This is a genomic window from Arthrobacter sp. FW306-1B-F12A, from assembly GCF_058781865.1.
The window spans coordinates 112,710-133,574 of the sequence record NZ_JBYSXD010000004.1 but is presented as its reverse complement, the minus strand read 5'-3'; the positions used below and the strand labels follow the sequence as shown (position 1 = coordinate 133,574).

The following is a 20,865-nucleotide window of genomic DNA, read 5'->3' as shown; positions in this document are numbered from 1 at the left end:
TCTTGGGCGAGGCAGCCTATGGTCGGCTTCATGTCCGATGACTTTTCAGCTCTCGTGGAGGCCTTCAAGAAGGTCGGCGTATCGAGGGCGTACGGCCCGCCCCTGCAGATCGCCGGAGAAGAACTGATTCCGGTAGCGCTGGTGTCCTTTGGATTCGGCGGAGGCAGCGATGGGGGCAATGCTGCTCCCACTTGTCGGCGCCGTGGGGGTCTCCATTCGGGGAATCATTCGCACGCGTCGGGCGTAGCCGCCCTGCATTGGCCCCTGCTTTAGTCGCCCGGCTCGCCGAAGCCCTTGTTCCACATTCGGCGTATCTCGATGTCCTTGCGAATCCCATCGACCGCATCCAGCTCAGCGTCCTCCGTCTTGCCGCGCCGGACCCGCTCAGCGACAAAGGGCCTCGGCTTGGGCGTCCTCCGCCTGACCTCAAGCTTCGAGAGGGCCCGGTCCGTGAGGGCGTCGTTCCGCAAGGCGAGGCTGGTCTTCTTCCTGCGGAGTACCTCCTCAAGCGCGGCCTGCGCCGCCTCCCGCTCCCCCAACATCCTGAGCGACTGTGCCCGAATCAGCAGCAGCGCCGCCGAGAGGTCGTCCGTGTTGCGGAGCCCCTCAGTCCAGGCGACGACGTCGGCGTGCCGCTCGAGCGCCGCCGCCGCGGTGCAGCGGGCCAAGGCGGAGGGCAACGACGGCGGCAAGCTGGCCAGGGAGTCCAGCGCTTCCGCCGTCTGGCCCGTCTCCCTGAAGCAATGCGAGAGGGCGAGGAACACGGATTCCTCGCTGAACAGCACTGAAACGTCGATCCGCTCCGCCACCTCGATCCGCGTCACCACCCTGCGAAGGTAGCTTGATGAGAACTGGCTGGCGGCGTCGTCGATCCGGATGGACAAGCCCCGTTGCAGAAGTTCCGAGGCCCGGAGATATCCTCCGTGCTTGTACACAAGCAGCCCGGCAATCACGTAGCAGAGGCCAGCCCAGCCCGGGTAGGTACGCGCCAGGGTGATGAGCCGATCCGGTTCCGTGCTGGTGAAGACCGCGTCGTACACCGATTTGGCGGTCTTGCCAGCCAGCCGTTTGAGCCTGGGGACGTCCCCCGCGATGTCGATCCGGCCTGCGGCTTTTCCTCTCAGGACGCCCCAAATCGCACCGCCCAAGCCCTCAGCCAGTCCACCTACCGATGTGCGGACATGTCCGTTCCGGAACGGCGTGATGTCCCGGGTGTCCCCGAAAATCGCTCCGCGCACTCCGGGAACCGATGGCTCACTCACGGTTGCACTGCCATCACGGGATAAAGCGTCGCAGAATCGGGCATCACAGAACCATGCTAACTGCGCTTGTCCCGGCCTCTCCCCTCTATTTCCGGGGTTTTCGGGAGTAAGATATCCTCGTCGGCAGGGTTTCCGACTCCTTGCCGCGATACGGCCCTCCATTTGAAGGGCCGATGGAAATCGTGATCGGGAGGAGCTATGACTACTGCTTCACACCCCGCGCAGCACCACGCGATGGGGCTGACGCTCCACAACTCAGCACTGATTTTGGGCTGGGTTTTCCTGGCTGTTGGCGTCTTGGGATTTATCCCGGGCATCACCAGCAATTACGGCGCCATGACCTTCGCAGGACATGACTCGGGCGCCATGCTTCTTGGAGTCTTCCAAGTATCCGTCCTGCACAATATTGTCCATTTGCTGTTCGGCGCAGCAGGCCTGTACTTCGCAAGGACTGGAAGGATGGCGCGCGGTTACCTCATCGGTGGCGGCGCAATCTACCTCGTCTTGTGGATCTACGGCCTGATCACCATGTCGAACATGAGCGCTGACTTCGTGCCCATGAACGCTGCGGACGACTGGCTGCACCTGGTTCTCGGTGTTGTCATGGTTGCCGTTGGGCTATGGCTTGGACGCGATGTAAGGGAGGAGTCGAAGGGCCGCGCCATGTAGCGCCCCCTCACTCTGCAGCACTCTGCAGTTGCACGACGGCGACCGTCCCTTTCGGGCGGCCGCCGCCTTTGCGTCCGGGGTGCCTACCCGAGAAGCCGATGTTCGTAGGCAAAGGCCACTAGCTGAAGCCTGGTACGCAGCCCGAGCTTGCTGAGCACACTGCGTAGGTGGGATTTCACTGTCGCCTCGGAGACAAACAGGCTCTGCGCCATCTCGGCGTTCCCCAAGCCTTTGGCCGCCAGGAGGAACACATCCCGCTCGCGCGGCGACAACTCGTCCATCACGGCGAGGTCCGGCCCGGCGACCGGCACCGTCCTGGCCGCGTGCTGGAAGAGTTCGTGAACCGAACCGGGCGCGATCACCGAGTATCCCGAATACACGGTCCGGATGGCAGCCAGCAGAAATTCCGGTTCGGCGCTCTTGAGCAGGTATCCGCTCGCGCCCGCCTGCACGGCGTCAACCACGGCTTGATCCCTGTTGAAGGTCGTCAAGGCAATGATCTTTGGCTTGTCCACCCCGGCCGCATCGGCTTCCTCCGTGATGCGGCGCGTGGCCTCCACTCCGTCAAGCACCGGCATCCGAAGGTCCATCAGCATCACGTCCGGCCGCTGCCTGGCCGCGAGCGCCACGGCTTGTTCGCCGTCGTCGGCCTCCCAAGCCATGTCCATGTCCGCTTGGCTCTGGACGAGCATGCGGATGCCGGAGCGGAACAGTGGTTGGTCGTCCACCAAGGCCACCGTGATCGGTGTTTCAGCCACGTCCGACGCTTTCCCGCTCAGTGCCCGACGACGGCGAGGCGGCCTCGAGAGCCAGTGCCGGCTCCTGCTCCAGCCCCTCAACGGACGGAACACCCTCCTCTTCCGCTCCACCTTCCGGAAGGAGCGCTGCCGGCCGCGAACCATAGGGGATGAACACCGTCACGCGGAACTGCTCGCCGTCGGGCCCGGAACTGAGCCAGCCGCCGGCTAGGTGGGCACGCTCGCGCATTCCGGGGATGCCGCGCCCCACGCGCTCGGCGGTACCGCCGTCGTCCGTCCCCCCAATCGAAACGGACGCCGGCAATTCCGACGCGACGTGCATGGTCAGCCCGGGGCCGCTCCAGTCGAAATGAAGGCGCACGGCGGTGCCGCGTCCGCCGTGCTTGAGGGCGTTCGTCAGGCATTCCTGCACAATCCGGAATACCGCGAGTTGCTGGCCCGCGCCAAGGTCCACCGGGGTTCCGGTTTCGCTCTGCTGGACCTTGAGGCTCCCCTGGCGCATCCGCTCCACAAGAGGCCCGACGTCGGTGAGCCGGGGCTGCGGAGCCACCAGACCGTCGTCGCGCACTCCCTCAATGACGCGCTGGGCGTCCACGAGTGCGTGGCGGGCTGACACCGCGATATTCTCCAAGGCGTCGAGCACCGCTTTGGGTTGGTCCTGGCTGAGATAACGGGTGCCGTCGGCCTGCGCGGCGATCACAGCGAGCGAGTGCGCCAAGACGTCGTGAAGGTCGCGGGCGATCCGCGTGCGCTCCTGCTCCACGACAAGCTCGACCTCGGTCTCCTTGAGGTTTGCTTGGACGAGGACCTTGGACTGGAAGAGCTTGCCCCGGTCCTCATACAGAGCCAAGGCGATGCCGACGGCGGCACATCCAGCGGCGATCAAAATCAGGGTGGAGAAGAGCTGCCAGCCGTAGTAACTCAGGGCGCCCCGGTCTCCCGAATATAGTGGCCTGAACCAGCCAACGCCCTGCCCGTATCGCCACGACAACATCAAAAACGTTATGACGGCTGTGAACACGAGGTTGGCTACTCCTGCGATCGACCGCTGCCTGCGGGACCCGGTCCACAGAATGAACGCCAGCGCAATGAACGAACCGATGTAGATCGCCCAATGATTGGGCCAAGGCGCACGGATGAAATGGATCAATTGACCGAGCAAAAGGATGGCGGTCAGCCCGAGTGACACATAGGGTTTCCACACCGCCGTAGCTATAGCCAAGGTCATCAGAACGAGCATCCAGGTGCCGGGCCAATAGTTCAGCCCCGGCCACGGCCCCATCCTTCCCGCTTCCGCCACGCACCACAGCGTGAAGAAAATGACGGCCGCCGCAGGGGCGCCCCAATGCCGTACAACTTTCAGTGTCTGTTCCATGTCAGCCACCCTATCCACGGCCAAGCACGGGGGAACGCCGATTCCGCGCTCCGGGCTTCGATCTCCACCCGGAAGCCAGCGGATTCATCCTTGGAGCCAGCGCGAGACGTGAGCGAGCGTTTGGGAAAATGCCGGCATAAGTGAGCGAGCGTCTGTCGAACCCAACGCGCGCTCACATATCGGGCCAAAATCCCAAACGCTCGCTCACCTATTCGGCCCACATCCCAAACGCTCGCTCACCTATTCGGCCCACATCCCAAACCATCGCTCACTTATCCCGAACGGCGGAACAAAAAGAACGACGGCGACCCTCCCCAGCACGGGAGGGTCGCCGTCGTCGGCTCGTAGGGTTAAGCGCGCGGACTATTCAGCCGCCGCGGCGACCGCCGCGGTGACCGCAGGGGCAACACGGGGATCCAGCGGGCTGGGCACGATGTAGTCTGCCGAGAGTTCTTCCTCCGCCAGCGCGGCGATGGCGCGGGCCGCGGCGATCTTCATGGCCGGTGTGATGCGGCGTGCGCCGGCGTCCAAGGCTCCGCGGAAAATTCCGGGGAAGGCCAGGACGTTGTTGATCTGGTTCGGGAAGTCGCTCCGGCCAGTCGCCACGACGGCGGCGTACTTGACGGCGACCTCGGGCAGGACTTCCGGGTCCGGGTTGGACAGGGCGAACACGATCGAGTTCTCGTTCATGAGCTTCAAGTGTTCCTCGGCCAGCTTGGACGAAGAAACGCCGATGAACACGTCGGCGCCCTGCAGGGCCTCCGCGGGTCCGCCGGAAAGGGCGCGGGGGTTGGTGCGCTGGGCGAAGCGGGCCTTGACGCTGCCCGAATCGGCCACCAGGTCGGCGCGCTCGGCGTTGATGATGCCCTTGGAATCCAGGAGCACAACGTCCTTGACGCCTGCGGTCAGCAGGATCTCGGAGACCGCGATCCCCGCGGCGCCAGCGCCGGAGACCACAACTTTCAGTCCTTCGAGCTCACGGCCGGTCACCTTGGCGGCGTTCGTCAAGGCCGCGAGAACCACGACGGCGGTGCCGTGTTGGTCATCGTGCATGACGGGGCAGTCGAGGGCTTCGATGAGGCGCTCTTCGAGTTCGAAGCAGCGAGGTGCTGAGATGTCTTCGAGGTTCACGGCGCCGAAGCTAGGACGCAGACGGACCAGCGTCTCGATGATTTCGTCCACGTTGGTGGTGTTGAGGACCAAGGGGATGGAGTCAAGATCACCGAAGGCCTTGAAGAGCGCGGACTTTCCTTCCATGACGGGGAGGGAGGCGCTGGGTCCGATATCGCCCAGGCCCAGGACAGCGGTCCCATCGCTGACGACCACAACGAGCCGCTCTGCCCAGGTGTGCGTGCGTGCAAGCTCCGGGTTCGCGTGGATCGCGCGGCTCATTTCGGCGACGCCGGGCGTGTAGGCGATAGAAAGGTCCCGCTTGTTCAAAAGCGGCACGGTGCTGGACACGGAGAGCTTGCCGCCTTCGTGGGCGGTGAAGATTTCCTCTTCACTCAGCGCCAGGGCAGTCAGATTCTGTTCAGGGGTGATGGTCTCGACGGACACGTCGTTGTCTCCTCAGGCTAGCCGTGAACCCACGGCACAATTCGGGCAGGTATAGAGGCTTCGGTGCCGGACCAAGGGTGGCTGGTCCGTGCGGTGAAACTCCTGCGGATATGGGCTGCTAGCCGCTTGGGTCCTGTCTTCGTAGACAGGGGCCTGATAGGAAGACTAGAGACATCCAGTCTTAAACTCATACTTTTGGTCGTAGTGGTCTAGACCAATTACGGTGATTCCCCGAAAAGCTACGCGTCCGCAATCAACTTGCAGGCGTTCTTGAGGTCCTTCTCTGCGTCGAAAAGTGAGATCCGGCGGCAGTTGACGGACTGGACCAGACCACTGATGACGTGGAGCAGTATCCGAGCCCTCCCGGCATCGCCGATCGCAGCAGCGACCATCTCGGCCGAAAGCGCCTCGATATCGCGCAAGAGTACGGGGATGTCACCATCGCGGGTGTCCCACGTGCGGGAAAGGCAGTGTTCTACAGCGGGTTGCATGACTCGCATATGGAAAATTTCCATCCCGAGACCGGTGAGCTCTTGCTGGCTGCACCTCGAAGATGCCGGCTTGGCGTCGTTGAGTTCGCGGAGCTGCTGCCGGTAGACGGCGAGCATCAGATGGACGGTGGACGGAAAGTAACGGTAGAGCGTCCCCAGCGGAACGTGGGCCCGAGTGGATACATCCGAGAGGCTCACAGTATCGAACTGCCGCTGGGCGAATCCCGCGGCAGTCTTCAGTATCCGGGCGTAGCGCAATAGCTGTCTCGGCGTGGTGGGAGCAGCCGCCATTTGGGGCAACCCCGCGGCCAGATCCAGCGAATACGGTTCCAAGGAGTTCGGTTCGGACATTTCCGGCGTTCTGTTGGTTTGGGCTTCGTTCGGGGAGATTGCGCGGCCCCCCATAGACCGAGCGCGTCCTGACAATGATACGGCAGCAAGTTGTCAGTTCCCTGAGAACGGATTCCCAGGTCTACGCGACGCCCTTGATCTTCACCACGAATACCGCTCCCAGCAAGCCAATGACCGCTGCGGCCACATACAGCGAGACGTAACCACCCCAGAACACAACGAAAATCGAGGCAATCGCCGGCGCGATCACCTGCGGCAAAGAGTTGGCGATGTTGATGACCCCAAGGTCCCTGCCCCGATCCAAGGCCGCAGGCAGCACTTGGGTAATGAGGGCGAAGTCGACCGCCAGATACGCACCGAAGCCCACGCCGAGCACCACGGCACCCGCAATGGCCCCCGTCCACGTGGGTTCGAACGCGAGGATCAACGCAGCTATCGAGATGACGACGGAGGAAGCAATGACCAACGGTTTGCGTTTGCCCATGCGGTCGCTGATGGCACCGCCCACCACGCTGGTGATGATCACCATGACGGCATAAAGGCCTGTCAGGATGAGGACGCCAAACTCCGGCTTGATCCCCTGCATTTCCTCGATATGCACGGCATCTTTGAGGAAGAAGAGCAAGTACAAAGTGACCATGTGGTTGCCGACATTGACCAGGAACCTCGTCAACCATGCCCACGCGAAGTCCGGGTATTTGACAGGCGAGATCCAAAAGCCCTTGACGAATGTCCACAGTTTGAACGGTGGCCTGGCCTCGGGAGCGAGAGGCACGTCGCCATTCTTGAAAAGATAGAGCACGACGCCGGCCAGCAGCGCAGCGGCGCACAGGATGTAGCCGAGGGCAAAGTTCCCCGAAACTACGGAAGCGATGACTGCGCCAACGAGAATGCCCACCGTCTGGCCCATGGCCGCAAGGCCGCCGACCGCGCCGCGTTGGGGCACAGGCACGCGGTCCGGAATAGCCGCCGTGATCGCCGCATAGGCCCCATTACAGCCGCCTTGGACAAGGCACCACAGAATAGTCATGACCGCCACGTTGGGAGCTCCCGCTAGCGCAAGCAATGCGGCGGTACCCAGGATGGCCCCGAAAAGCACCCAAGGGACTCGCCGTCCGAAGCGGGACGTGGTTCGATCGCTGAACGCTCCAAACAGGGGATTCGCGACCATAGACACCGCCGCACCACATCCCGTAACGAGCGCAAGGATGGCTTCCTTCTGGCCTTCGTCAAAGTGGATGGCCTGCTGTCCAAGCAGAACCTGGATCGGGCCGAAGAAGGCGGCGTTGATGCCAACATTGACGAGCACTACTCCGGTGACCCACAGCGACCGGACGCGCTCCACGGGCTCGGCGAGCGCCGTCGTCGGGCCTTGCGTTCGCGAAGGATCGAGGGCAGGATCCGCCACCGGTCTTTCAGGCAATGAACCGGGCAGATCGGACAGGCTCATGACGGTACTCCCCTAGCCTCTGGACGTGTGAATTCAGCCTAGCGCCGAGGGAGCCTGCCCGGCTGTCATGAAGGCGCGTATGTGGACAACCGGCAAGCCCAGGACCCGCTATGGCTCGTCCGCACGCGTTAGGGTAACTCCAACGGACCGAGGAGGATCAACGATGAACAGCCCAGCGAACCCCATCAACACCGCCGATCTCTACGACGAGCGTGCCGAAGAAGTCGAGTCGATATCACTGCAGTTCCAGGACCTCGGCGGCATGTCCCACTTCAACGGCCCCGTTCGCACCATCAAATGCTTTGAGGACAATGCGTTGGTGAAGACCATTCTGGCAACACCGGGCGAGGGCGCCGTGCTGGTGGTGGATGGTTATGGCTCCCTGCGCACCGCCCTCATGGGGGACATGATTGCCGAAGGCGCCGTCGCGAACGGCTGGGCCGGCGTCGTGATTAATGGCGCCATCCGCGATCGCGTGGCGATCGCGAAGCTGCCTTTGGGCGTCAAAGCCCTTGGGAGCAACCCCAAGAAGAGCTCCAAAGTGGGCCGTGGCGAAGTGGACATCGCCTTGGTGATTGACGGAGTGCACATCGAACCCGGCAACCTGATCTACTGCGATCCTGACGGGATTCTGGTGGAGCGGTGACATTTTTCTCGCCAATCGGGTAGGACAGGGAATACAGGAGCCATTAGGATAGTTACTGAAAGCAACTATCCTGCTTAGTCCCCTTACATCCACCCTTGGAGAAGCAATGTCCAACGCCACGCCTGTGCGGGCCGCCGGAGAGGTCTTGACACACCGTCAGACGCTTACCGTCATGGTGGGCCTCATGCTCGGCATGTTCCTGTCCTCCCTGGACCAGACCATTGTGTCCACGTCCATTTACACGATCGCCAACGACCTGGACGGCCTGTCCCTGCAGGCGTGGGCCACTACGGCCTACCTCATCACATCCACGGTGACCACCCCGTTGTACGGCAAGCTCAGCGACATCTTCGGCCGCCGCCCGCTGTACCTCGCCGCGATCCTGATCTTCCTCGCCGGATCCCTGTACGCCGGTTCCGTGCATTCCATGACCGAGCTCGCCATCGCCCGCGGCATCCAGGGCATGGGCGCCGGCGGTCTGCTGGCCCTCGCCTTGACGATCATCGGCGACATCGTTGCCCTGAAGGATCGTGCCAAGTACCAGGGCTACTTCATGTCCGTCTTTGGCGTTTCCTCGGTGCTCGGGCCCGTGGTCGGCGGTGCCTTCGCAGGCTCGGCCAACATCCTTGGCTTCGACGGCTGGCGCTGGGTCTTCTTCATCAACCTGCCCATCGGGCTGGCCGCACTGGCTGTGGTGTTCTTCTATCTGCACCTGCCCGCGAAGCACGTCAAGCAGAAGATCGACTACTGGGGCGCGGCAGCCATCACGCTGGCAATCGTTCCGCTGCTGCTCGTGGCCGAACAAGGCCGCAGCTGGGGCTGGACCTCCGGGAACGCATGGATCTGCTACGGGCTTGGCGTCATCGGCATCATCGCCTTCCTGCTGGTTGAGCGGCGTGCCGGCGACTACGCGCTGATCCCCCTTCGGCTCTTCAGGAACATCACCTTCGGCTTGTCTTCCCTGCTGAACTTCATCATTGGCATCGGTATGTTCGGGGCCATCGCGATGCTCCCGATGTACCTGCAGCTGGTCAAGGGCCTCACCCCTACCGAGGCCGGCCTCATGATGATCACCTTCACGGTGGGCATCCTCTTCGGTTCCATTACAGCGGGACGGACCATCTCGGCGTCGGGCGTTTTCCGGATCTTCCCGATCCTCGGCACCGGCATCCTGACCGCCGCCGCAATCGTCATGGGCCTGTCCCTCGGCGTGGACACCGGCCTCTGGGTTCCCGGCCTGATCGCCGTCTTCTTCGGCATGGGCCTGGGCTTCTGCATGCAGCCGCTCACTCTGGCCATGCAGGTCTCCGTGCCGCCGAAGGACATGGGCGTGGGCACGTCCACCGCGGCGTTCTTCCGATCCATGGGCGGCGCCGTGGGTACCGCCGTGTTCATCTCGATGCTCTTCAGTCTGGCCGCCGACAAGATCGCCTCGGGCATGAAGGACGCCATGGGCAGCGCGGACTACCTCAAGGTGCTCAAGGATCCTGCGGTTGCCGCGGATCCCGCCAACGCCAAGCTGTACGACTTCTTCAAGAACGGCGCCACAAACGATTCGCTGAACGACACCAGCTGGCTGCACCACGCCAACCCGGCGCTCACGCGGCCTATCCTTGAAGGCTTCGCGCAGTCGATCGACACTGTGATGCTGACCGCCGCGGCGCTCACCGGCCTCGCGTTCCTCATCACGTTCGCCTTGCCGAACAAGAAACTCACGGATCCGAAGGCGGCAGCGAAGGAATCCGTTTCCGCGCACTAATATCTCGATCCGCGTCACGGCAGGCAGTCTTTTGGACTGCCTGCCGTTGTCGTTTCCAGTGTTCGCGCGGTGGCGTGCCCGACGGCGGCGTGAAGGTTTGCGTGGCGTGACACGTCCGGTGTGGCTGGCCCGGTTGACTGGAAGTCACGCTGGCAGCGTGCCACACTGTGTAGCGCGAGTGCACCGGCGTCCCCGTCGGAACCAGCTGCCGACGACGACCGCGCCGCACAATCCACCACATTTCCTCAAGGGAGAGCCATGCCCAATTCCAGCTCCGACAGCCGTTCCGGCGTCCCACGCAAGGTAATTGGCCTGGCCGTTGCCGGAGCTGTGGGCGGTTTCCTCTTCGGCTTCGATTCCTCCGTGGTCAACGGGGCAGTCGATGCGATGAAGGCCGAATTCATGCTGAGCGAAGCCGTCACGGGCTTCGCTGTGGCGATCGCGTTGCTCGGCTGCGCGGCAGGGGCGTATCTAGCGGGCAAGGTGGCAGACCGCTATGGCCGCATCCCGGCCATGAAGCTTGGTGCCGCACTCTTCCTGGTCAGCGCCATCGGGACGGGCTTGGCCTTCAGCGTCTGGGACCTGGTTTTCTGGCGACTGGTTGGCGGCCTGGGCATCGGCCTTGCGTCGGTGATCGCGCCGGCATACATCTCGGAAATCTCCCCGCGCCAGGTCCGCGGCCGGCTCGCGTCGCTGCAGCAGCTGGCGATCACCACCGGCATTTTCGCGGCCCTGCTGTCCGACGCCGTCCTGGCAACGTCCGCGGGAAGCGCACACCACGCCTTGTGGCTCGGAATTGAGGCCTGGCGCTGGATGTTCATCGCGTGCGCCGTGCCCGCAGCGATATACGGCCTGATCGCCTTCCGACTGCCCGAGTCCCCGCACTTCCTGGTCCTCAACGGCAAGGAAGACACCGCACGCAAGATCTTCGACACGCTGATGCCCGGCGACGATACCGAACGCCATATCCGCGAAATCCGCGACTCCATCAAGCAGGACGAACTCTCCACCAAGAAGGGCTCGCTCCGCGGCAAGGCTTTTGGCCTGCAGCCCGTGGTGTGGATCGGCATCATCCTGTCGGTGCTGCAGCAATTCGTGGGTATCAACGTGATCTTCTATTACTCCACCACCCTGTGGAAGGCAGTCGGCTTCCACGAGCAGGACTCGCTGGCGATCTCGGTGGCAACGTCCGTCACCAACATCCTGGTCACGCTCGTGGCCATCGCCCTCGTGGACCGCATTGGCCGCAGGCCCATCCTGCTGACGGGCTCCATTGGTATGGCTGTGTCCCTGGGCGCCATGGCACTGGCCTTTTCTTCCGCGAGCGGGACGGGTTCTTCGGTTTCCTTGAGCGGCGCCTGGGGTCCTGTGGCCCTCGGTGCCGCCAACGTCTTCGTGGTGAGCTTCGGCGCTTCGTGGGGACCGTTGGTGTGGGTGCTCCTGGGCGAGATCTTCCCGTCTCGCATCCGGGCCCGTGCGCTCGGCCTGGCCGCCGCAGCCCAGTGGATCGCCAACTTCGCCATCACCTTGAGCTTCCCCGTCATGGCGGCCGGTTCGCTTCCGCTGACGTACGGCATGTACGCACTGTTCGCGGCGGCGTCGTTCTTCTTCGTCATGTTCAAGGTGCCAGAAACCAACGGCATGTCCCTCGAACAGGCCGACACTTTGTTCGTCCCGAAGGGCTCCAAGCCTGCGGAGCTCGCGGTCACACCCCAGTAGCCCCCACCCAACTGACTCGCATTCGTTGTCGTTATGAGGCCTCAAAACGACAACGAATGCGAGCTAGTTGGGCCCTCCTACACGAGGTGCGGTTCGTGGGACTTCAGGAAGCGGCGGCCGCCAGCGGCCACGAGGATCGCGAACGCGAGGGCAAGGGCGGCCGCGAAGAACGGAACCTGCGGGCCGAAGTGCTCACCCAGCTGGGCCGCGACAAACGGAGCCAGCGCCCCGCCCATCCAGCGCACAAAGTTATAGCCGGCCGAAGCCACGGGACGCGGCGAATCGCAGACCTCCATGGCCAGTTCGGTGTAGAGCGTGTTGTTGATGCCCAGCAGGGCGCCCGCCACAATGACAAGCACGACGACGGCAGTCACCGAGTGCCCCGCGGCCAGTCCCAGCCCGACGAGGTCCAGCAAAAGAGCGGCGAGGGTGCCGACCAGGACGTTGGTGGTTCCGAAGCGACGCTGCAGCAGGGGAGCCACGAAGACCGAGAACACGGCCACTGCTACGCCCCAACCGAAGAACACGGCGCCGATACCGTAGGCGTCCATTCCAAGGATGAAGGGCGTGAAGGCAAGGATCGTGAAGAAGCCGTAGTTGTAGAACAGGGCACTGGCCGCAGTGGTGCGGAGGCCCTTGTGACCCAGGGCAAGGAGAGGGTCACGCAAACGGGCCTTCGTTGCCGGCGTCGGGGTCTTGGGCAACAAGGCCAGCAAGGCGATGAAGGAAACGGCCATGAGGACGGCGGTGCCGAAGAACGGCGCGCGCCACTGCCAGCCGCCCAGAAGCGCGCCGAGCAACGGGCCGAGGGAAATGCCCAGGCCAAGGGCTGCTTCGTACAGGATGATCGCAGTTCCGGTTCCACCGCTCGCGACGCCGACAATCACGGCAAGCGCGGTGGCCACGAAGAGAGCGTTGCCAAGTCCCCAACCCGCGCGGAATCCGACCAGCTCACCCACGCTTCCGGACAGGCCGGAGAGCGAGGCGAACACGACAATCAAGGCCAGGCCGATCATGAGCGTCTTCTTGCCGCCGATCCGCGAAGAGACGAACCCCGTCACGAGCATCGCGACCGCAGTCACGAGGAAGTAGCTCGTGAAGAGCAACGACACTTGGCTGGGGCTGGCCTGGAGGTTCTTGGCGATGGCCGGCAGGATCGGGTCCACCAAACCGATGCCCATGAAGGCGAAGACGGCGGCAATCGCCGTGGCCCACACAGCCTTGGGCTGCTTGAGGAACGAAGCCTTCTCGGCCTCGAGGGTTTCTTCCGCTGGCTGCAGTTGCTCTGCGAGCTGGCCTTTCATGGACTGCTCTCCTAGTTTCTTGGCTTGTTCAGTTCTGGACTGAATGGTTGATCTTGTCGAACACCGGAAGGGCGGCTTCCACGGCGTCGCGTTCCGCCTGGCTTAGCGTTCCGAGGATCCCGGCGATGAATTCGTTACGGCGACGGTCTGCGTTCTCGACGGCGGCACGCCCCGCTGCCGTCGCGGCGACGCGGACGGCACGGGAGTCGTCCGGGTCCGCTTCGCGTTTGACCAGGCCCGCGCGCTCAAGCTTGATGATCTGCTCCGTGGCACTGGGAACCTTGACCCCAAGGTTCCGTGCGATCCCACCGACGCGGGCACCGCCGTCGAGCGCCATCTTGAGGACGCCAAGCTGGGCCGAGCTGAGTTGCTCCTCGGAATCGAGGCGGCGCATCACGTAGACGCTCTGCCGCAAAGCTTCCCGGAATGATTGGGCGAGGGCAAGGAGCGCGTCGTCAACGTGATTGGTATTCATATTTAGGTATCCTAACAGTTAGGCTGCCTAAATATCAAGGGGTGCGTGCCTTTGGTTTGGCGCGGCCTCCAGGCCGCCCGCGCTACAGCGCCAGCTTCATTCCCTCGTGACTTGCCACGAAACCAAGCCGCTCATAGAAGCGATGGGCGTCCTTGCGGGACTTGTCACTGGTGAGCTGGACCAGGGTGCAGCCCCTGTTCCGCGCCTCTTCGATGGCCCATTGCATCATGGCCGCACCGACACCGTGATCCCGCAACTCGGCGGCGACGCGCACGGCCTCGATCTGGCAGCGCAGCGAGCCCTTCCGGGCCAAGCCCGGGATGAAACTCAGCTGGAAAGTTGCAACACAAGCGCCGTTCAAGTGGCCCACCACCAACAGTTGGGCCGGATCCTCGTTGATCTGCTGAAACGCCTGCAGATAGGGGCCGACGTCCTCGGCATTTTCACGGGAACTGCCCAATTGATCGGCGGCGAGCAGTCTCAGGATGGCAGGGAGGTCCTCCCAATGGGCCCGGCGGAGCGTGAAGACGCCTTCGTCCAGAACCATGCTCAACAGCGGCTTCACTCCTGGATTTGCGTGACTCATAACACCAGCCTGACACAAGCTGGCGGCTTCGGTTTACGTGCCTTCATGAATTCTAGGTGAAACGATCAATCACAAATTTTTGAATGGTTCGAGTTAGTTTGGACTAGCAGAATTGTTAGCCACGTCACCATGCGGCGAATCACCCGAAGGATGCAGATATGTCCGACCAGACAACAACGGGGCAACGCACTGCCTCCAGCAAAGACAGCGAGCCGCATCTGGCACGCTCACTGAGCAACCGCCACATCCAGTTGCTTGCCATCGGCGGCGCCATCGGAACAGGCCTGTTCATGGGCTCCGGAAAGACCATCTCTGTCGCCGGGCCGTCCGTGATCTTCGTGTACATGATCATCGGCTTCATGCTGTTCTTCGTCATGCGCGCCATGGGCCAACTCCTGCTGTCCAACCTGAACTACAAGTCCTTCAGCGACTTCGCGGGCGACCTCCTCGGTCCCTGGGCAGGCTTCTTCACCGGCTGGACCTATTGGTTCTGCTGGGTGGTGACTGGCGTGGCCGATGTCATCGCCATCGCGGGTTACGCCAATGAGCTCTGGCCGGGCGTGCCGCTCTGGATTCCAGGGCTCGCGACCATAGTCATCCTGCTCCTCCTGAACCTCCCCACAGTGAAGGCCTTCGGCGAGACTGAGTTCTGGTTCGCGCTCATCAAGATCATCGCCATTGCCGCGTTGATCATCGTGGGCATCGTGATGATTTCCACCGGCTTCACGTCCGACGCCGGCGCCGCAAGCTTCACCAACCTCTGGAGCCACGGCGGCTTCTTCCCCAAGGAATTCATGGGGTTCGTTGCCGGCTTCCAGATCGCCGTCTTCGCCTTTGTGGGTATCGAACTGGTGGGCACCGCCGCGGCCGAGACCAAGAACCCGGAGCACAACCTGCCCCGCGCCATCAACGCCATCCCGGTCCGGGTCATGCTGTTCTACGTCGGCGCGCTCATCATCCTGATGTCCGTCATCCCGTGGACCGAGTTCAAAGCCGGCCACAGCCCGTTCATCGCCATGTTCTCCCTGGCCGGACTGGGCATTGCGGCCACCGTGGTGAACCTCGTGGTCCTGACTTCCGCCATGTCCTCGGCCAACTCCGGTATCTACTCGACGTCGCGCATGGTGTTTGGCCTGGCGAACGACGGCGATGCCCCCAAGATGTTCGGCCGTCTTTCGAGCCGCAAGGTTCCGCAGAACGCCCTGTTCCTATCCTGCGTGCTTCTCCTTGGCGGCGTCGCCCTGCTCTACGCGGGCAAGGACATCGGAGCAGCTTTCGACATGGTCACCACGGTGTCTGCCGTCTGCTTTATGTTCGTGTGGTCGATCATCCTGGCCAGCTACCTCGTCTTCCGAAAGCGCCGGCCCCAACTGCACGAGGCATCGACGTTCAAGATGCCCGGCGGGATCGTGATGGTGTGGGTGGTCTTCGCCTTCTTCGGCTTCCTGGTCTGGGCCCTGACGACGCAGCCGGACACCCTCACGGCTTTGCTCGTAACGCCCATCTGGTTCGCGATCCTCGCCGTCGCCTACGCCTTGGTCCGGAAATCGCCATTGCACCAAGCCCGCGTCGCCGAGTGGAAGGCCATGGCCGAAACCGAGACGGCCGCAGTCGAAACCGCCGCCCGCTAGGACGCCCGCTCACATATAGCGGCCATCCTTCCGACGCGCGCTCACAAACGAGCCTTTTCGACGCAACGCCCGCTCACATATAGCGGCCATCCTTCGGACGCGCGCTCACCTATATGGGCAAAACCCGAAACCCTCCTTCACGTCATCACGCGAAGGAGGGTTTCGGGCATTCTGTGGCAGTTCATGACAACTTTCCCTCGGGGACGCTATCCGGCGCGGCCTTCTTGCTGCTGGCCTCGCGGAAAAGCAGCTGAATGAGGCTCGGCTTCTGCGAAAAGGTTGCAACTGCTACGTTCTTGCGCACGAACTCGTCCGAAGTGAGTTGCCTGAGCATTGAGTCCGCAAGGTCGGCCCGCGACGTGAAAGTGCCATTTATGTAGTCAACGGCCATCTTGTATTCAGTCACGGAATCGGTTTCGAAAAGACCGGAAGGCCGCATGATTGTCCAATCCAGGCCGCTGGCGGCGACAGCAGATTCCATTCGCCGCATGTCCTCGTACAGGGTCTTCCCCAGCAGCTTGGTAACGAGTGGCTGCAGCAATTTCTCGAAAAGGAACCCTCCATGCGGGCCGGCCGTAGTGTCGGTGGCGCTGGAGCTCACGCAGACCAATCGACGGACGCCGTGGTTGCCCATTGCCCGGATGATGTTGCCGGTGCCCACTGAATAGACCGTGATCGGCTGTCGGCTGTATGGAACGCCGAGGGTTGAGAGGACGGCATCACTTCCTTCGACGACGGCGCTCACGTCCTCGAAGTTGTACACATCGGCGCCGACCACACTTAGGCCGGGAGCGGAAATCGGGAATTCGTGCGGCCTGCGCGTGACAGCGGTGACGACGTGTCCGGCGTCGAGCGCTTGTGCGGTGAGAATCCTTCCGGTGGGGCCGTTCGCCCCGAATACTGCAATCTTCATGTGATGCGGCCTCCGGTATTCTTGTCCTAGGAAAACCATACAATACAGAAACGATATCATATGAGTTCCATATCAAATCAAGAGGCGGCAACTCCGCGCCGTCGGCGGCGTGCTGTCGCTGAGCTCAAAGCCGAGCTTCGGGGCGTGCGCGTGCAACTAGCCGTACTCAATCACCAGGTCGGCACCCAAGCCGAGCTGAAGGACGTTGACCTTGATTGTCTTGACCTGATCTCAAGCCGCGGGCCGCTCAGCCCGAGCATGTTGGCCAAACACGCGGGCCTGCACCCGGCCACCATGACTGGCATCCTCGACCGGCTTGAACGCGGAGGCTGGATTGTCCGGGACCGCGATCCGTCCGACCGGCGCGCCGTAGTGATCCGGGTTCTTCCCGACAGAAACGCCGAGATGTTCCGCCTCTACTCGGGAATGAACAGCCTCATGGACACCATCTGCGCAGACTACGACGACGCTGAAATCGCAGTCATTACCGACTTCCTGCGGCGCGTCCAGGCCGCCGGAAGAACGGCGTCGGAAGAACTCGGCAATTGATCGACGCTCGCTCACTTTTGGAGCCCAAAGCGCTCACCCTCCTTCACATCCGGTAAAGGAGGGTGAGCGGGCGTTCAGGAAAAAGCCGGCATATCCGAGCGAGCGTCCCGGAAAAGGCCCGCATATCTGAGCGGGCGTCGCGGGCCGGCTGGCACGCGGGCGCACCGGGCCGGCTGGCACGCGGGCGCACCGGACCGCCAGCGGGCGTCGCCGGAAAGGCTAGGCCTCGGCCTTGCGGTCTTCGATCAGCTTCTGCACTTGCGGGAACAACGGGTGCGACGGCGGCAGTTCAGTGATCCGCTCAACCGCCTCGGCGGCGTCCATCTCCGAAAGCATCCGGGCGAGTTCCACGGCTTCGTCGTCGGCTCCGTCGTCGAAACGAAGGGCAGCCGACATCGCGTCGAGCAAGGCAACGGGAGTTATTCCGCGCTCGGCCAGTTCCGCTGCCGGGCCGATGAACCGTTCGTGCCGGCCCAACTTCCGGAGCGGAGCACGGCCAACCCGGTTCACGGTGTCCGGCAAGTACGGGTTGGTGAAGCGGGACAGGATCTTCTGCACGTACGCTTCCTGCTCAGCTTCGACGAAGCCGTGCTTGGCCACGAGAAGCTGTTTGGTCTCCTCCAGCACGGCACGCACCCGGGCGGCCACCGAGGCGTCGGCCATCGCATCGGAGATCTTCTCCAAGCCGGCGCCGTAGCCGAAGTATGCTGCCGAGGCGTGTCCCGTGTTGACCGTGAAGAGCTTCCGTTCGATATACGGACCGAGCTCGTCCACGAAGGTCGCGCCGGGGATAACCGGCGCCTCCCCCGCGAACGGCGTCTGGTCGATGACCCACTCGTAAAAGGTCTCCACAGTGACGTCCAGGCCTTGGCCCGGCGCCTGGTTGGGGACAATCCTGTCCACCGCGGTATTCGCAAAAACAGCAACGGAGGACAGGTCACCGGCGGCACCGTCCCAAGCGGCTTCCACTTCGGAATGCAGGAGGTCCGTGGCGTTGATGGCGTTCTCGCAGGCCATGACCTGGAGCGGAGCCAACGACGGCGAGCGGCCGGCGATGCCGCGCGCGATCACGGGTGCCACGAACTTGAGGATGTGCGGCCCGACCGCCGTGGTGACGAGGTCCGCCGTCGCGATTTCCGCGACGACGGCAACCTCTTCGGTGCCCGAATTCAGGGCCCGGAAACCGGACACGGTCTTGACCGCCGCGTTTTCTCCGACCTCGTGGACCTCGTAGGAGGACGCGGAGGCGAGTTGGCTGATCAAGGCATCCGCGACATCGGCGAAGACCACCTCATATCCGGCCTCGTGCAGCAGCAAGCCGACGAATCCCCGTCCGATGTTCCCTGCCCCAAAATGGACTGCCTTCACTATGCGTTGACCTTCCCGAACAGATCCAGCACTTCCTGAACCGACGTGGCCTGTTCAAGCTGGGCCACTTGCGCCTTGTCCGTGAAGATCTTGGCGATGGAGGACAGGATGTGGAGGTGCTCGTTGTTGATGCCGGCGACGCCGACGACGAACTTGACCTGCTTGCCGCCCCAGTCGATGCCCTCGGGATAGCGGACGATCGACACACCGGAGTGCAGGATGTGGTTCTTGGCAGCGTTCGTGCCGTGCGGGATGGCCAGGAAGCTGCCCATGTACGTGGACACCGATTCCTCGCGCTCATGCATGGCGTGAATGTAGCCCATGTCCACGGCGCCGCGGTCCAGCAGGAGCTTGCCTGCTTCGTCGATGGCCGAGTCACGATCCGTCGCGGTGCCGGTGAGGATCACGCTTTCGGGGAGCAGGACATCCTTGCCCCCGACGACGGCTGGCTGGGCCGCGTGGGCAGCGGCGGCCGGTTCGGCAACCGCCGTCGAGCCCTCAGCGCCGGATCCGGCGTTGCTGCTCTTGACCAGTTCCACGATCTCCTCGTACCGGGGACTGTTCATGAAGTTGTCCACGGAGACGTGCACGGCGCTGGAGGTGACCGGACGCGCGCGTTCTGTCAGGTCCTGGTGCGTGACCACGACGTCGTAAGTGTCGCTGAGGTTGGCAATGGCCGAATTGGTGACCTTGACTTGCGGGAAACCGGCTGCCTTGATCTTGTTGCGCAGGACCGAGGCACCCATCGCGCTGGAGCCCATGCCGGCGTCGCACGCGAACACGATGTTCTGGATAGGACGGGTCAGGACGGCGGTACCGCCGCCGGCGCCCAGGAGGGTGTAGGAAACGGAGCTCTTTTTGCCCTTGAGTTCTTCCATCCTGGACGTTGCCTGGCCCAGCGCGTCCACATCGGTGGTCTTGCTGGTCCGCAGGATCACGGAGGCGATCAGGAAGGACACTGTGGCTGCGAGGAGCACGGACAGGGCGACACCGAAATAGCTGTCTTTCGCTGTCGCGGCAAAGACGGCGATGATGCTGCCAGGGGCTGCCGGCGAACGCAAGCCCGCGCCGGTGACCACCAAGGTGAAGATGCCGGTCATGCCGCCCGCGATCGTGGCGAGGATGAGGATCGGCTTCATGAGAATGTACGGGAAGTAGATCTCGTGGATACCGCCGACAAACTGGATGAGCGCGGCGCCGGGAGCGGATGCCCGTGCCAGGCCCTTGCCGAAGAACATGTACGCGAGCAGGACGCCGACGCCCGGGCCGGGGTTCGCCTCGAGCAGGAACAAGATGGACTTGCCGTTTTGCAGCGCTTGTTCCGTACCGAGCGGAGTGAGGATGCCGTGGTTGACCGCGTTGTTGAGGAACAGGACCTTGGCGGGTTCGATGAAGATGCTGGTCAGCGGCAGGAGTCCGTTGTGGACCAGGAACTCGACGACGTTGCTCGCGCCGTCGCTGAAGGCCTTAACTACCGGACCGATCACCAGCATGCCGAAGATGGCCAGTGCGGCACCGACGATGCCTGCGGAGAAGTTGTCGATCAGCATCTCGAAGCCCGGCTTGACCCGGCCCTCCCACACCTTGTCGAGCTTCTTCATGATCCAGGCCGTCAGCGGGCCCATGAGCATGGCACCGATGAACATCGGAATATCCGTACCCACAATCACACCCATGGTGGCGGCGGCTCCAACCACGCCGCCGCGGATGCCATGGACCGCCCGGCCGCCGGTATAGCCGATCAGCAGCGGCAACAGGTACGTGATCATGGGGCCCACGAGTTTGGCCAGGTCCGCATTGGGGAAGAACCCTGCCGGGATGAACAGGGCGGTGATGATGCCCCATGCAATAAAGGCCCCGATGTTGGGCATGATCATGCCCGAGAGGAACGTTCCGAACTTTTGGACACCAACGCGCACGCTGGTGCGCGGTTTCGCAACTGACGCTGTTGCCATTGTGTGAATTCCTAACGTGAGTCCCGCATCAATGCGGAATCAGTCGA

General features: G+C 63.1%; 19 protein-coding genes. 6 read left to right on the top strand and 13 right to left on the bottom strand.

What is annotated here, in order from left to right; genetic code table 11:
- Nucleotides 1-45: 45 nt before the first annotated feature.
- On the bottom strand, nt 46-216 hold the full coding sequence (locus tag AC3WJU_RS03695) for a hypothetical protein (RefSeq protein ID WP_492259143.1): 171 nt from the start codon (nt 214-216) through the stop codon (nt 46-48).
- 53 nt (nt 217-269) lie between these two features.
- Nucleotides 270-1,262, bottom strand: coding sequence for a hypothetical protein (locus AC3WJU_RS03690; protein ID WP_492259142.1), 993 nt, complete (start codon nt 1,260-1,262; stop codon nt 270-272).
- Nucleotides 1,263-1,460: 198 nt separating this feature from the next.
- Between AC3WJU_RS03690 and AC3WJU_RS03685 the strand changes: the two genes are divergently transcribed.
- Nucleotides 1,461-1,931 carry a DUF4383 domain-containing protein gene (locus AC3WJU_RS03685; protein WP_059388710.1) on the top strand — a complete coding sequence of 157 codons (471 nt, stop codon included), beginning with the start codon at nt 1,461-1,463 and terminating at the stop codon, nt 1,929-1,931.
- A gap of 83 nt (nt 1,932-2,014) precedes the next feature.
- Here the strand turns inward: AC3WJU_RS03685 and AC3WJU_RS03680 are convergent, their stop codons facing one another.
- From AC3WJU_RS03680 to AC3WJU_RS03660, 5 genes are all read right to left on the bottom strand, one after another.
- A complete protein-coding gene (locus AC3WJU_RS03680) occupies nt 2,015-2,689 on the bottom strand; it encodes a response regulator transcription factor (protein ID WP_332602874.1) in 675 nt (224 codons plus the stop codon).
- A complete protein-coding gene (locus tag AC3WJU_RS03675; protein ID WP_492259141.1) occupies nt 2,682-4,064 on the bottom strand; it encodes a sensor histidine kinase in 1,383 nt (460 codons plus the stop codon). Before AC3WJU_RS03675 ends, AC3WJU_RS03680 begins: the two co-directional genes overlap by 8 nt.
- A gap of 363 nt (nt 4,065-4,427) precedes the next feature.
- On the bottom strand, nt 4,428-5,621 hold the full coding sequence (locus AC3WJU_RS03670) for an NAD(P)-dependent malic enzyme (RefSeq protein ID WP_492259140.1): 1,194 nt from the start codon (nt 5,619-5,621) through the stop codon (nt 4,428-4,430).
- A gap of 239 nt (nt 5,622-5,860) precedes the next feature.
- A complete protein-coding gene (locus AC3WJU_RS03665) occupies nt 5,861-6,463 on the bottom strand; it encodes a TetR/AcrR family transcriptional regulator (protein WP_059388712.1) in 603 nt (200 codons plus the stop codon).
- A gap of 121 nt (nt 6,464-6,584) precedes the next feature.
- Nucleotides 6,585-7,913: an MFS transporter gene (locus tag AC3WJU_RS03660; protein WP_332602871.1), complete on the bottom strand. Its 1,329-nt coding sequence runs from the start codon at nt 7,911-7,913 to the stop codon at nt 6,585-6,587.
- Between the two features lie 163 nt (nt 7,914-8,076).
- On the opposite strand from AC3WJU_RS03660, the gene rraA reads away from it, so the two are divergent.
- From rraA to AC3WJU_RS03645, 3 genes are all read left to right on the top strand, one after another.
- Entirely contained in the window at nt 8,077-8,559 is a 483-nt protein-coding gene (gene rraA / locus AC3WJU_RS03655; RefSeq protein ID WP_492259139.1) for a ribonuclease E activity regulator RraA, read from the top strand.
- A gap of 106 nt (nt 8,560-8,665) precedes the next feature.
- Nucleotides 8,666-10,318, top strand: coding sequence for an MDR family MFS transporter (locus tag AC3WJU_RS03650; RefSeq protein ID WP_284988974.1), 1,653 nt, complete (start codon nt 8,666-8,668; stop codon nt 10,316-10,318).
- Between the two features lie 258 nt (nt 10,319-10,576).
- Nucleotides 10,577-12,037 (top strand): sugar porter family MFS transporter, encoded by a 1,461-nt coding sequence (locus tag AC3WJU_RS03645; protein WP_492259138.1) that lies wholly within the window; start codon nt 10,577-10,579, stop codon nt 12,035-12,037.
- A 77-nt stretch (nt 12,038-12,114) separates the two neighbouring features.
- On the opposite strand, the gene AC3WJU_RS03640 is transcribed toward AC3WJU_RS03645, so the two are convergent.
- The 3 genes from AC3WJU_RS03640 to AC3WJU_RS03630 form a co-directional block, all read right to left on the bottom strand.
- Nucleotides 12,115-13,341: an MFS transporter gene (locus tag AC3WJU_RS03640; protein WP_492259137.1), complete on the bottom strand. Its 1,227-nt coding sequence runs from the start codon at nt 13,339-13,341 to the stop codon at nt 12,115-12,117.
- 28 nt (nt 13,342-13,369) lie between these two features.
- Nucleotides 13,370-13,816 (bottom strand): MarR family winged helix-turn-helix transcriptional regulator, encoded by a 447-nt coding sequence (locus AC3WJU_RS03635; protein ID WP_306963595.1) that lies wholly within the window; start codon nt 13,814-13,816, stop codon nt 13,370-13,372.
- A gap of 82 nt (nt 13,817-13,898) precedes the next feature.
- Nucleotides 13,899-14,402, bottom strand: coding sequence for a GNAT family N-acetyltransferase (locus tag AC3WJU_RS03630; protein ID WP_059388716.1), 504 nt, complete (start codon nt 14,400-14,402; stop codon nt 13,899-13,901).
- A 158-nt stretch (nt 14,403-14,560) separates the two neighbouring features.
- Between AC3WJU_RS03630 and AC3WJU_RS03625 the strand changes: the two genes are divergently transcribed.
- Nucleotides 14,561-16,033, top strand: a complete 1,473-nt coding sequence (locus tag AC3WJU_RS03625; RefSeq protein WP_059388717.1) for an amino acid permease — start codon at nt 14,561-14,563, stop codon at nt 16,031-16,033.
- Nucleotides 16,034-16,214: 181 nt separating this feature from the next.
- Here the strand turns inward: AC3WJU_RS03625 and AC3WJU_RS03620 are convergent, their stop codons facing one another.
- Entirely contained in the window at nt 16,215-16,946 is a 732-nt protein-coding gene (locus AC3WJU_RS03620) for an NAD(P)-dependent oxidoreductase (protein ID WP_459342989.1), read from the bottom strand.
- A gap of 60 nt (nt 16,947-17,006) precedes the next feature.
- On the opposite strand from AC3WJU_RS03620, the gene AC3WJU_RS03615 reads away from it, so the two are divergent.
- A complete protein-coding gene (locus tag AC3WJU_RS03615; protein ID WP_284756083.1) occupies nt 17,007-17,495 on the top strand; it encodes a MarR family winged helix-turn-helix transcriptional regulator in 489 nt (162 codons plus the stop codon).
- A 219-nt stretch (nt 17,496-17,714) separates the two neighbouring features.
- Here AC3WJU_RS03615 and AC3WJU_RS03610 read toward each other — a convergent pair whose 3' ends face one another.
- Together AC3WJU_RS03610 and AC3WJU_RS03605 are read right to left on the bottom strand one after the other, a co-directional pair.
- Nucleotides 17,715-18,863, bottom strand: coding sequence for a mannitol-1-phosphate 5-dehydrogenase (locus AC3WJU_RS03610; protein WP_492259136.1), 1,149 nt, complete (start codon nt 18,861-18,863; stop codon nt 17,715-17,717).
- A complete protein-coding gene (locus tag AC3WJU_RS03605; protein ID WP_492259135.1) occupies nt 18,863-20,818 on the bottom strand; it encodes a PTS mannitol transporter subunit IICBA in 1,956 nt (651 codons plus the stop codon). The genes AC3WJU_RS03610 and AC3WJU_RS03605 overlap by 1 nt, the downstream gene beginning before the upstream one ends.
- Nucleotides 20,819-20,865 lie beyond the last annotated feature (47 nt).